At 67.2% G+C, this 12,638-nt stretch carries 11 protein-coding genes; 3 read left to right on the top strand and 8 right to left on the bottom strand.

What is annotated here, in order from left to right:
* Nucleotides 1–217: 217 nt before the first annotated feature.
* A complete protein-coding gene (locus Vse01_RS03405; protein WP_139233107.1) occupies nt 218–508 on the bottom strand; it encodes a hypothetical protein in 291 nt (96 codons plus the stop codon).
* Between the two features lie 73 nt (nt 509–581).
* On the opposite strand from Vse01_RS03405, the gene Vse01_RS03410 reads away from it, so the two are divergent.
* Nucleotides 582–1,949, top strand: coding sequence for a helix-turn-helix domain-containing protein (locus Vse01_RS03410; RefSeq protein WP_170863352.1), 1,368 nt, complete (start codon nt 582–584; stop codon nt 1,947–1,949).
* A 77-nt stretch (nt 1,950–2,026) separates the two neighbouring features.
* Here Vse01_RS03410 and Vse01_RS03415 read toward each other — a convergent pair whose 3' ends face one another.
* The 6 genes from Vse01_RS03415 to Vse01_RS03440 form a co-directional block, all read right to left on the bottom strand.
* Nucleotides 2,027–2,353, bottom strand: a complete 327-nt coding sequence (locus Vse01_RS03415; RefSeq protein ID WP_093402594.1) for a hypothetical protein — start codon at nt 2,351–2,353, stop codon at nt 2,027–2,029.
* Nucleotides 2,350–4,539: an EAL domain-containing protein gene (locus Vse01_RS03420; RefSeq protein ID WP_093402593.1), complete on the bottom strand. Its 2,190-nt coding sequence runs from the start codon at nt 4,537–4,539 to the stop codon at nt 2,350–2,352. Before Vse01_RS03420 ends, Vse01_RS03415 begins: the two co-directional genes overlap by 4 nt.
* A gap of 167 nt (nt 4,540–4,706) precedes the next feature.
* Nucleotides 4,707–5,291, bottom strand: a complete 585-nt coding sequence (locus tag Vse01_RS03425; RefSeq protein ID WP_139233106.1) for a restriction endonuclease — start codon at nt 5,289–5,291, stop codon at nt 4,707–4,709.
* Nucleotides 5,292–5,590: 299 nt separating this feature from the next.
* Nucleotides 5,591–6,829 carry a hypothetical protein gene (locus Vse01_RS03430; protein WP_139233105.1) on the bottom strand — a complete coding sequence of 413 codons (1,239 nt, stop codon included), beginning with the start codon at nt 6,827–6,829 and terminating at the stop codon, nt 5,591–5,593.
* Nucleotides 6,784–10,371 carry a BREX-2 system adenine-specific DNA-methyltransferase PglX gene (gene pglX, locus Vse01_RS03435; RefSeq protein ID WP_093402590.1) on the bottom strand — a complete coding sequence of 1,196 codons (3,588 nt, stop codon included), beginning with the start codon at nt 10,369–10,371 and terminating at the stop codon, nt 6,784–6,786. Before pglX ends, Vse01_RS03430 begins: the two co-directional genes overlap by 46 nt.
* A gap of 71 nt (nt 10,372–10,442) precedes the next feature.
* Nucleotides 10,443–10,682: a winged helix-turn-helix domain-containing protein gene (locus tag Vse01_RS03440; protein ID WP_093402589.1), complete on the bottom strand. Its 240-nt coding sequence runs from the start codon at nt 10,680–10,682 to the stop codon at nt 10,443–10,445.
* Between the two features lie 314 nt (nt 10,683–10,996).
* Here Vse01_RS03440 and Vse01_RS03445 point away from each other — a divergent pair, with 314 nt between their 5' ends.
* Nucleotides 10,997–11,275 (top strand): DivIVA domain-containing protein, encoded by a 279-nt coding sequence (locus Vse01_RS03445; RefSeq protein ID WP_232511126.1) that lies wholly within the window; start codon nt 10,997–10,999, stop codon nt 11,273–11,275.
* Nucleotides 11,272–11,586 carry a hypothetical protein gene (locus Vse01_RS03450; protein ID WP_232511125.1) on the top strand — a complete coding sequence of 105 codons (315 nt, stop codon included), beginning with the start codon at nt 11,272–11,274 and terminating at the stop codon, nt 11,584–11,586. The genes Vse01_RS03445 and Vse01_RS03450 overlap by 4 nt, the downstream gene beginning before the upstream one ends.
* A gap of 13 nt (nt 11,587–11,599) precedes the next feature.
* Here the strand turns inward: Vse01_RS03450 and Vse01_RS03455 are convergent, their stop codons facing one another.
* Entirely contained in the window at nt 11,600–12,505 is a 906-nt protein-coding gene (locus tag Vse01_RS03455; protein WP_170863351.1) for a GNAT family N-acetyltransferase, read from the bottom strand.
* Between the last annotated feature and the right edge of the window lie 133 nt (nt 12,506–12,638).

Genomic DNA, 12,638 nt, shown 5'->3' on the forward strand with positions numbered 1-12,638 from the left:
CTACCGTACCGACGAACGACCGCGGCCTTGCCGCAGGCACGCGACCTTGTGAGGCAGATAGACCCTTGGCTCGCTTGGTTTAACCGAGAAATGGAATCCCGTCGGCCGCAGGAGGACACGGAACGGCCGATCATGGGGTGGACATGCGATTACCTGACACGGTAGGGCATCATGCGACCGCTGGTCGCCGCCTTGGACCGCAGCAGGGTGGGCTGCCTTAACGTGGCCGATTCGGTCGGTTGAGACAGCTACCTGCCAGCCGCACGAGAGCGACGACGATCGTGCCGACAGCGGCAACGGCGGCTGTCGCCGTCGCCTCGCCACCGATCAGCGCGAGTACGACCAGGACGACGAGCGCGATCGCGCCAGTCACAAGCGTTCGAGTGATGACCGCCTCGGCCAACTCATTCCCCTTGGCCTTATCCACCCTGCCCATCAGCATCTCCCGACCCTCACCGCCACGACCAGAACAGCAGACGAGGGGCGCCAGGGGCTCCAGTTCATGCACCAAACGAAAGATGTTTGCGTGAGGCGGTATTCACGGCGGACATTCGACGGTGAGGATGTGGCGGGGGGATGCCATGGGCGGCGAACTCCAGTGGTCGGCGCTTCCGGAGGCCAGACAGGCAGCTGCCGTGGGCGACTTCGGCACGCTGCTGCGTGTCGCTCGTACCGCGGCGCGGTTGACCCTGGCTGAGGCCGGTCAGCGGTGCGGCTACTCGGCGGCGACGTTGTCCCGGATCGAGCGGGGCCGGCAGCGGCTGACCGACGTCACAGTCCTGCGACGACTGGCAGCGATCTTCGACATTCCACCCGAACTCTTCGGGCTCACGGACATGAACGGCCCCGCAATCCACCAATCCGCCCCGCCGATCGATAAGGTGCGCGGTAAAGCAGCGCGGCGCGAGGTGGGAGAGGATTCGGTGCGACGGCGTGAGGTGCTCGGCGGACTGGCCGGCCTGGTCGGCTCGACGCTCGCCGGAAGCACGCCTGCCCCGACCCCGCCCGACCGGGTAGTTGCCAGCCTGGAGGACATCCTCCTCGGTCACTGCCCGCCACCGAACCGCCCGATCGACCCTGACTGGCTGCGGACCATGCTCACCCATGCCTGGTCCGATTTCCGCGCATGTCGCTACACCAGGCTCTCAGCTCGGCTGCCACAGTTGGTTTCGGCCGCAACCGCCAGCCACTCGTTGACGACCGAGGGACAACGCCCAAGCGCCGCCGCCACCCTCGCCCGGACGTATCACCTGACCACTCAGGTGCTGGTCAAGCTGCACGAGGACGGAATGGCCTGGTCAGCGATGGACCGCGCCAGGCATGCGGCCCGGGAGGCCGACGATCCATTGCTGTACGCCGAGACGGCACGCATGACCGCGATCGTGCTGCGACGCACCCGTCACGGGCAACGGGCCCAGCAAACACTTATCGACGCGGCGCAAGACCTCGACGAATCGACCCGGCTCAGATCGCCTCAACAGGTTGCTGCCTACGGCCGGCTGTTGGCGACGGCCGCCTACACGGCCGCGCTCACGGATCGTCGAGATACCGCCCGGGAGTTGCTGCAGGAGGCCGACGAGGCGGGGCGTCGCAATGGCGACCGCGGCGAGTTCGCTGACGTCGACGTGATGCTTTACCGGATCAGTGTCGCCCGGGTGCTCAACGACTTCGGAGCAGCTGTGCAGTACGCCCGCGAACTGCGCCCCGATCAGCTGGGCACCGTCGAGCGACGCGCCCGCTACTGGGAGGACTATGCCCTGGCGTTGCACGGGCGTGGGGCGTACACGGAGTCGTTCCGAGCGCTGCTGGCCGCCGAGCGGATCGCGCCGCAGGAAGTCCGGTACCGCCCATGGGCGCAGCACCTCACCGTGGCCCTGCTCAACGCAGATCGCCGGCAAGCGCTACCCGACCTGAGGAACTTCGCTGTTCGCATCGGCACGCCGCTGTAGAACCCAACCTTTACGCTCCGCCATCCGGAACGGACGTGACCCGAAGACTGTCACTGGTCAAGAGCGGCAGGGACATCTCACTCTCGGCCGTCGAACAGCGGCTGTAGGCAGTCGAGCAGCATGGCGGTGTCCACGTTTCGCGGCAGGTCCAAGCGAATGTCGATGCCCGGCCCCTTGGCCGTCAACACGACCACTTGCCGCTCGTCGCGCAGCCGCCAGTTTCTGATCGCGGTGACCAGCGCGCCCAGCTGCGGCTGCACGGAAGCCAGGGTGGCGAGATTGGCCATCACGGCAACCCCCTCCACTGCCAGCGTGATGACGACGCCTACCCCACGAATGCCCTCGTACGGCAGGTCGACCTCGTCCAGCACCTCGGCTGGCAGTTGCAGTCTGACGACGCTCATCGTTCTCCTTTGATCCGCGAGGCGATCTGCTCCTGCATGTCCCCGTCCAAGGGATGCAGACTGGCACTGGCCACCGCGCCGCAGAAGTATCCCTGCACGTGGTGAATGCCGAGATCCCAGATCTGTCGCAGGCTGACCGGTGCCTCGTCGTCGTACCCCTCGACCACGACGGCACGCGGGTGGGGCGCGTCTCCCTGGTCTCTGGCATAGCGCGCCACCTGCGCCACCAGCCGCAGCTCGTCCACGGCCAGTGGGTGGTGCAGCACAGCCCGGTCCACCTTGATCTGGGTGAGCCGTAGTTCGGCCATCCGCGCCAGTGATGCGTGTCCGACCCCGAAGTCGTCGACGGCGAAGTTGATGTGCAGCTTCTTGGCCAGTGCGGTAAGTCTGCGATGGAAGTAGTCCAGCGGCTTCTGCGGCCAGTCCTCGCCCGGCCCCGGCTCGATGGGATCCTGCTCGGAGATCTCCAGGGTGAGTGTCCCGGGGTTGACGTCCGCCTCAGCGAGCGCCTTGCTCACCTGCTGCAGGTAGGCGTCGCGGAGCAGCGAGCGGACCGCGACGTTCACCGACAGCGGTTTGATGCCCTGCCAGCCGGCGGCACCGGCGGCCTCGGCGTACGACCGGATGGCCTTCGACACGAGCAGAGCGTCACGTTCGATGATGAAGCGGTCGCCCCAGTCGTACGCCATGCGCAGCGCCGCGAGCGGTGCGCTGATTTCCCGCTCGTTGCGGCGGGCCAGCGCCTCGAAGCTGTGCACGCCGACTCCAGCGGGGTGCCTGCTCAGCTCCACCACCGGCTGGAACACCATGGTCATGGAGTCGATGAGCTTCTGGTAGATGGTGAACGCGTACTCGTACACCGGCGCGGGCAGGCGTCCGAACGCGATGCGCAGCGCGGTCATCACCGTCATCTCCGACTCGACGGGATCGTCGACCGGGTCGGAGTCCCACACTGCGCGCAGGATCACCGCGAGCGGCTCCCCCATCTCCAGTTGCGCGGGGGCCGGGTTGACGACGGCGAGGGCGACGACCCGCTCGTCCACGTACTTGACCGGGACGCAGAGCATCCGTCGCCGGCCACCGTCGGAGACCACATGGCCCGGCATCGAGGTGCGGTACTGCACGGCTTCGTCCGCGGCGAGCTCCAGCATCGGCCGGAACAGGTCCCGGTCGAACCGCGCCGTCTTGTCCATCACCCGGAAGTCGTCGCCGATGAACTCCACCACCGCCACCGAATCCGCGTCGACGGCGTACCGGATCAGTTCCACCCGCTCGGCGGGGCCGCCCTGCTGGGCGTGGTACCTCGGTCGATTCAGGCCACGAAACATCCGGCCGAGCAACTGCATGATCGAATTACCGTGGTCTTCGAGCGGATTCTTGCAGGGACGGATGATGCCAGGGTTCGCCGGCGTGTTGAGCGCCTGCCGATCGTGCCGGGACACGGGCGGCTGGGTCAGTGGCGTGGCTGGACCGTAGGTCTTCACCCACTGCGCGGGCGGCGGGTCGATCCCCTGTTCCGCCACGAAGGCCGCCATCCGGGCGAAGGACACACGGCGCCCCTCGTCCGCCGCGTCACCGCGCAGCGCCCGCAGCACGTGATGGGTCAGCACACCGTGCCCGTACTCCGGACTCTCCCGGGCCACACCGCCCCGGGGACACGCGAGCAGGGCGCTGTGCCGGTCGACCTGGGTCCGGTACGTGTGCATCGCCGCAAAGTGTCGCCGGTCGGCGTCGGCGTAGATGCCTGCCTGGCAGCAGTCGAGCACCAGGAACGACGTGCCGGCGAACGCCTCGAACACGTCCTGCTTGAGAAACGACATCCGCAACCCGTTGTCCGGCTCCCGGGGCAGCACCTCCGGGTCCAGGTCGGCGGTAACCAGGTAAGCGTCGAGTTGGTCGTTCCACTCCGGCACCAGCGCGTGGCCGGCGAAGTAGACCAGCAGCACATCCGACGGTCCGGACCCGACAACGATCTCCCGCAAATACGCCTTGATCTCCCGCCAGGTGGCCTTCGGCCCGATGAACATCTTGACGTCGCCGTCATGAAACGTGCCGTAGTCCTGGTCGAGCAGCACGGCCCGCAGATCCTGCGCGTCACTCTCGGCGAACCGCAGCGCGGGAAGCTGCACGTCGTAGCCGCACTGGTTGACTCCGATCAGGACGGCTTGTCGCTTGCTCGGCGCCATCGCACACCCCCGAGGCGAACCGTCGCGCGGTCACAATATGAATCCATGTCAACGCCGTAGGTGACCTTATCGGGTCTCACCCACGAGACGGCGCAGCGTCAGATTTCCGTCAGGACAGCCCCGAAGCACCCGCCTGCACCGGGACTGCGACCGTTCGCCAGCACCGGTCAACGCGGCCAGCGCGGAACGGCCATAGGTCCGGGTGGAATCACACCCGTGGGCGGCGCTCCGGCCCAGGCCCACTTCTCCAGGACACGCCGGTCAACCAGCGTGATGCCGAGTTGACCGGCCAACTGAACCCCGTCGCCTGCGGTGAAGAATCCATTGGTCACGATCATGCAAATCTCGCCTTGGTGAATCTCTCGACAGGTGCCCGCGAAGCGCTGAATCGCGGCACTACCGACCCGGTGGTTGAGGCTGTGCCGCTTACACTGCACCACCACCCGCCTCCCGTCGGAAGCGCGTGCCGTGATGTCCGCTCCTCTGTCACCGGAGCCCCCACGGACCTGAACATCTCGAAACCCTGAGGCTTCGAGAATCCGAGCGAACCACTGCTCGAACTCGGCTCCACTCATCGCATCGGTGACGGCGATCGTCCGGTCCCGCTCGGCCTGTTCGACCCGCTCGCGGGCCCGATGCCGCGACACCGCGACAGCCGCCGCAGTGCCCGCCGCGAGGAGGAGGATCACCAGAAACGCCGCCCAGTACGGGTGCCGCTGGACAAATTCCACGACGATGGCGACCAGCACCACGGCAGGTAGGCCCCACAGGAAGTAGCGCCCGCCACTGCCCGCGCTCCTGCGGCCGGCAGCCCGGCGGGCCGCAGGCCGGCGACGGGCAGCACCGGGACGGCGTCGGCGATAGTGCGCCCGCACCCGTGCGCCGTTCTTCCTGACATGCGACCTGACGTACGGCATGAGGGGCCTCCTGAGTCGAGCGAACTCCAGTCTTGCCGTGTACTCCGACAGGTTTCATGCCCGCACGTCGATATCGTCGGCTACCCGACAACCAGTTGATACCTGACGCCCAACGCGGATAAAGCCCCGACGGGCTACTGCGCTGCGGCGGCGACTGCTGCCATTTCCACCGGCCACGATGGACAGTCCATGGCGACAAGCGTGACGCGGCTGTCGGCGCAGATGCCCCGCCAGATCGGATCAGGAAGTCGGGAAACGACAAGCACCGCCGTGACCGGGACATTCAACGCTGCCAGACGGTGACGATATTCGAGGATCTGGCCGAGGCCGAGCCGCAGCTGCTCGATCTCGTTCCCGTCCAGGACGCTCTTCACCTCGGCGATGACCTGTCGTCCGTTGTCGGTGCGCCAGGCCAGGTCCACGGGCACGGCGTGCAGCCCGGTCCCCACCTGCGTGCCGCCCTTTTCCAAATGGTCGATCACCGCCCGGCACAGTCGGTCGTGTTCGCTCACCCCTGCGCGATAGGCGTCCGCGTCGAACGACCGTTGGGTGGGCAGAGCGGCAGCTACAGCCGATGCGCGGTACGGCCGATCGAAGCCGAGTGGGCCTCGGCCCGCAGCGGGCGCAGTGACCTCCCGGGTGAGCAGATCCTCGGCGGCTACCCACGCCCGCGCCGCGACCTCCGGACGATAGTCCTCATGAAAAGGAAAGCCCATGGTCGACAGCCGAGCGGCAAGCATCCGGGCGGCCACCATGACGGGCGACTGCTTCAGCAGCCAGAGCGTGGTCTCCACGTCGGGGCAACGGACCAGGATCTTTTCCTCTTCGTACGTCCTGGTGGTGTCCTCCGGGAGCGCGATGCCCCGATCTTCCCACTCCTCATCGCTCAGGGCACCGGCCTGCAATGCGGCATGCAGGGGTGCCAGGGCAAGCCTGAGTCGCACCTCGTCACCGTGTTCATTGAGCCGCAGGAAAGCCACGGGACCGACCGTCAAGCGCAGCCGTCGCAGGCCCGCCTCCCGGACGTGGGACAGCAGCCAGTGAGTGCCCGCCGTTGCCCGCACCTCCGGTACGGCCGTCCGCAGAACCCACCCAGCGAGCGCCCAGGACAACTGCTGCCGCTCGTCTAGTCCGTCGCGCCAGTGACCATCGAGGAGGGCCGGTGCCGACAGCAGCGAGGCCGGCTCCGGGGGGTCGAACACCCATGCGGCCAACTCACCGGGTTCGGTGTGCTGCCATAGCCTGGAGCGCATCCGCCCGGCCAGCAGACCCGTCAGCTCGTTGACGTCCGCCGTGCTCCACCAGTCGGCCTGGTTGTTTTCCCTCGTCATACCTTGGCCTTGCGGCCTCGGGTGGTCTTGGGTGGGCGCCACGACGTCAGCGCCTCGTCGGTGAGGTGGAGGCGGTTGGTCGTCTCGGCGAGGAAGCCGGCGTAGATGTCGGCCGGCGAAGAACCCCACTCCGCGTCGAACTCGCCGTGCCACTGGCGTACCCAGGGGAGGATCTCGCGCAGCCCCGCCACCAGCGGAAGCAGCCGGTCGGTGGCCCAGCCGTCCTCCTGCTCGCGGGCGACGATCAGGGTGGCGAGGGCCTGGGCCTGCTCGCGGTGGTCCCAGCCGGCCCAGCCGACCAGCAGCGACGGGTCACCGTCGCGGCTGGCCGCCGGGTACGACACGAAACGTTCCTTGGGCACGTCGAGCTTGCCCCGATGCTTCCAGTAGCTGGCCTTGGCGAAGTCCGCCGAGGTGTACTTCGGCGGCACCGGGATCTGCTTGCGGAACTCCCGCTTCGCCGCCTCGTCGGGCAGCGCGTCCTCGGCCCGTTGCAGGTCCCACACCTGCTCCCAGTCGGCGCGCTTGCTCAGGCCGGAGTCCTTGTAGCGCAGCGCCGCCAGGTGCGGCACGTGCTCGTCGGCGACCAGGTCGGCGATCACCTTGCCGAGATCCTGACCGGGCGCGTACAACTCGGCGACAGCGAGCACGTCGGGGTCGCGACGCAGCTCGTCGGCGAGCTGGGCGGTTGTCAGCGGACGCGGCTGCTCCAGGCCGTCGACGTGGTGATACCACAGCTCCCGCGTCTCGCACCGGTCCAGCAGCCAGTCCCGCAGCGCCTTGGCCTGCATCTTGTCCCAGCCCTCGGTGGCCCACCGCCGTTTGCATTCCGGCCGCTCGATCAGCCCGATGTTGCGGTTGCCCTCGATCAGCTCGATCCGCCGCTGCACGATCGCCTTGTACTCGTCCGACCAGCCCGCCGGCAGCTCATTGATCGGTGTTGAGCCGTGCCGCGCGAACCACTGCGTCTCCAGCCCCTCGTCACGCATCTTCCGCGCGAGGACGATCTCGAACGCCCGCTGCCCCAGCGACAGCATCGGCGGCCGGACGCTCTCCGGCGCGGTCAGGTCCTCGTCCAGCAGCCCGTAGAGCGAGTAGACCTGCCAGTCCAACTCCTCCTGCAAGCAGATCATCTGCCCCCGGGTGGCGTGCCACTCGTAGGCGGCGGCATCCAGCCGCTCCCGCGTCGGCACCCCAGACCCCGCCACCGCCGCCGGACTCACCGTGGCAAGCCGCTGCGCCAGCCCATCAATCTCCCGAGCAAGTTCCAACGGGTACGCCGAAGGCAGCGGAAACTCCTGCAACTTGGTACCTGTGAACTCGTAGAAGTCCTCCCAGGGGATCGTCGTCTGCCTAGCTCCTCGGGAATCGACGGTGCTGCCCTTGTTGTGGCTGACCTGCTTGAGCCAGAAGCAGGCGGTCGAACTGTTGAGCACCCCGAGCAGCCGCAGGTGTTCGTCCTCCGACGCCCCCTCTCCCAATTTGATCACCGGTGCCGACTGCTTGAAAACCTTCCCGCCCCGATCCAGCACAAAATGGTTGTGCGTCGCCACAAACGCAAACGTAATCGACAACGGCGTCCGATGTCGCCCGGCGAAGTACATCCCGAGGTCATACCAACGAAGTCCTCGCTCGCTCGGCACCTTTCCGAAATAGAGCCGCCGCGCTAGGTTCGTGCGCATGTTCCATAGATAACGAAGGGTTGCAGGAAGAAGTCCTCGCTGAGACCCGTCAATCTCATATGGCATCACGGTTGAGAAAGGCGCCGCCAAGAGGTAATCTCGCACCTCGTCGCCATTTATCAATGGCGTGACGTCGACGCCGACTCCCAGCCGCCGGACAGCATCCTTCGGCACCAGAAACGCCTCGTCCTCCAGAGTTAGAGTCGTCATTCCGATGTCAGCACCTGCTTGCGAGAGTGAACTCGGTGCCGCAGCCAGTAGATTCATGACCTCGTCTGCACCGCCTCCCGATAGACTCCAAGGGTGAGAAGCAAGGTTTGCCCGGGATGTATCGGCGGTGCTAATCCACTCGGTCTGCAAACCAGGCCGGTTAATCTGTGACACGATGGCCTGCCACACCACACCTCGGCTCGGATCAACAGGCGTGCTTGGCTCACCACGAATACCCATCACCGTGCGGATCGTGCCAGCGCGGCCACGGTTGGCGTTTCGGCCGATCAGTATGACAGTCGGGGTGCCGTGGCCGGGGATGTAGGCACCCGAGGTATCGATGACGTGGGTCAGGTTGACCTCGACCGCGAACAGTTTCGAGATCATCTTTTTGCCGAACTCGCGCTTCATAAACGAGTTGGCGGTGATTTGGCCGACGTGCCCGGCACCCTTGCCATCGCCGTCGCCGGGCTTGGCCAGCTGGAAGAAGCGCTGCGCGAAGGGCACTGATAGGGCGTACTTGCCTGAGCAGGCCGGGTACATCTCGCGGTAGGCGTCGTTGAGAACCTTGTCCTTGACGGTGATGTAGGGCGGGTTGCCCACCACGACGTGGTAGGTGCCGGGGCTGAGTATGCCGGGATGTTCGCGTAAATTCTCGGTCGCGTAGGTGAACTCCACCATCGCGTCCGCCTCCGCATCGATGCCGGGCAGTGTGTCCTGGCGGCGCTTGAGCAGCGAGTCGCCGACGGCGAGGTGCATCGGGAAGGTGTAGCCAGCCGAGTCAGCAAGGGTTTTAAGGTTGCTGGCGCGGAGGGCGGCTGCCAGGAGGCGGAAGCGGGCGATGGCTACGGCGAAGGGGTTGATGTCTACGCCGTGGACGGCGTCGAGGGCGAGGCGTACCCGCTCGTGGGGGTCTCGGTTGGGGGCGTGTTGCTCCCACTCCTTCAGCAGCCGGTGGAACGCGCCGAGGACGAAGTGGCCGGAGCCGCAGGTGGGATCGATCATCTTGACCACGTCGTGGCCGAACTCTTCGATCGCCGGGGTGAGCGTCAGGTCGAGGATGAACTCCTCGACGAACTCCGGCGTCTGGAGCAGGGCGTACGTCTTGCGGGCGGCTTCGGAGAGGTCCTGGTAGAGGTCGCCGAGGAAGCGGGTGTCCCACTCCGGGTCGGTGAAGTCGTGCAGCAGGGTGCCTGCTTCGCCGCGTCGACGCCAGAAGGCGATCAGGTTCTTCGCCTCGTCGTGGGAGAGCGGGATCTGGTAGAGCGGGTTGTGCCGCTTGTCGAAGAGCGACTTGCCGGCCTGGGTGCTGGCGATGGCGTCGAAGCCCTGTTCCATCCAGCCGCGCAGGGTTTCCTCCGGCCGGTCGCGGAAGAACTGGGCCTCGGCTTCCTCGGCCAGCACCAGGCGGTCCCCCGGCCCGGCGAGGTAGGGGTCGGGCAGCAGGCCGTTGTCCTCGCAGAAGCGGACGAAGACGGTGCCGAGCACCCAGGCGACCGCGACCTGCGTGACTCGCTCGTCGCGCCAGGCTGTCCAGGTGGCGGCGGTACGCCCGACCTTGAACGCGTGGTCGTATTCGCCACGCAGCCGGGAGCGCACCTCCTCGACCGTCTCGGCCTGCTCCCGCAGGTCCTTCTCCAGGTTCTTGACCTGCTTCTGCAAGTCCGACAAGAGCAGCTTCCGGTCGACCACGCGACGACTCTAGTCGTCCCGCTCACGGGACGGGGCACCCGTAAGGGCCGTTTCCGTCGCCGAGCCGCTACCTACGGCTCCCGCATCCAGGTCTTCGGATCGGTCACGAAGACACCCTTGCCCTGCTGCCGCCGGATCACCCGCAGGGCTTCGAGTCGGACGTAGGCCATCTGCACGGTGCCGTAGCTGACGCCGTAGTCGGCACGGGTCTGCGCGAGCGACGGCAGCCGATCGCCCGGTTTGAGCTTGCCGGACCTGACGTCGGCGATCACGTCTGCGGCAATGCGGAGGTACTCGGCTGATTCGGGCATGGCACTCCTCGCGTGGCAACCCGAATTCGATCACAACTCAAACACCTACACAATGTCCTTTGACTTCCCTATGTTCCCTGGTTATGTTGATGCCGAGCCGGTCCTCGCGTGGCAACGAGTTCGGCTCATCCCCCTGGTCGGGGCGGGTGTGCGTGCCCGTCCCGACCCAGTGAGCTGCTCTGTCGTCGTACCGCCGAATGGGGCTGCGGCGGCCGAGCGGGCGGGCCGTGCGGACGCCGGCCACGCACGGCCCGCCCTTCCACGCACCACCGCACCGACCCTCCGCGCTCCCGCCTGCCCCGGAAAGGACCGTCGTGGCCCAGGTGTATCGAGGTGGCCAGCCCTACGGGACCGGTCACCCGATCCGGTTGACCCCGCACGAGGTACGCACCCGCACGTTCGCCCCGCGCCGCCGTGGGGTCGACGCTGATCAGGTACGCGAGTTCCAGGCCACGGTCGCCGACGAGCTGGCCGACCTGCACCGGCAGTTCCGTACGGTCGCCCAGGAGAACGAGAGGCTCAAGCGGGCCCTGCGCGACTGGCAGTCCATGCACGCCCGGCACTGCCGACCACCGAACCAGGGCCGCTGGTGACCGCCCGCCCGACCCCCGGCGACCTGCTCCGGATCGACGGTCGCGCCTCGGTGCAGTTCGCGGGAGGTCGGGCACTGACCCTGCGGGTCGTCTCGGTCAGCGACCGGCACGCCTACGACGGCTGGATCTGGTTGACCGGGTACGTCATCGACCGGCGCGGCAACGCCACCGCCAAACGCGAGCTCTACGTCCGACTCGCCGGCCTTCGGCCGCCGGTCAACCTGCCCCCGCCTGGACCGGCCGCCCAGGACAGGACCAGGGCTGTGACCGGCGTCCGCAGCCGCGGCCTCGCCGCACCGGGTTGTCACTGAGTGGCGTCGTGCCTCATCTCGCGGAAGGGATCAGTCGACGACACTGGTAGGTACGCCACAGCGGCGAATAGCCCACCTTCGACCAGAACGCCATCGCTGCTGTGTTGTAGTAGCTGTAGTAGAGGTAGATGCCGCGTACGTCAAAGTGGGACAGTGCACGTTCGACGGCGTCGGCGAGGAAGCGGCCCGCCCCGCCGCCCCGCCGCTCCGGCAGCACACCGAAGGTGTTCACGTAGCCGTATAAGCCATCCGGCAGCAGCATGTCCAGTGCGATGTCGTGCCGTCTGACGAAACACTCCGACATGCCGACGATCTGCCCCTGGTCCTCCGCCACCACCACGAGCGGTGCCCCATCGGCCGGTGTCCGGCCGGCCCACATCTCTGCCAGCCGATCATGAAAGCGGGCGCGGACCGCCGGGACCCGTCGAGCGAACGGGCTGTCCGGTATGTGCGCTGCGAGAACAGCCTCTTGGAGGCGGAGCAGCATCGGCTCATCGTCGGGCACCGCGAGCCGGGCGCTCAGCGATCGCCTGCGGCCGGTGGCCGCCGGGCGCGGCTCCGCCATCGGCTTGACGGCGATGCAGGCGTCCTTGGCGAAGCCGTGCGCCGCAAGAGGCTGGTCAATGCTCATCTCGCGACATGGCCAGACCAGATTGGCCCCGGTCGCCCCGGCCGCCCGCCAGTCCTGCTCGATCTGCGTCAGCAGGGCGTTGAGCGCGGCAAGGCACGGGCCACCGGTCTGCCGGATGGTCAATCCGAAAGTGGTGCCGGTGTCACGCTCGTAGTAGGCGAGTTTGTCGCTGTCCGGGTCGTAGTGCTCGACCGCCGGCCACGCCAGCGCGATCACCCCGTCCGCGTCACAAATGGCGCGGACGGCCGACGTCGTCGGCGTTGCGGCCGACGCCAGCAGGGCGGCCACCTTCGCCCGGTCGAGGCTTGGTAACCGCTCGTCCAGCCTGGACCGACGCCGGTGCTGCTCGACGATCGCATCCAGCACGTCCATGCCGGTCACCCCAACTCGACTGTGATGGGCGTCATTATTCTATGCCCGG

It is taken from the genome of Micromonospora sediminimaris, assembly GCF_016863575.1.
In the GTDB taxonomy this organism is placed as follows: domain Bacteria; phylum Actinomycetota; class Actinomycetes; order Mycobacteriales; family Micromonosporaceae; genus Micromonospora; species Micromonospora sediminimaris.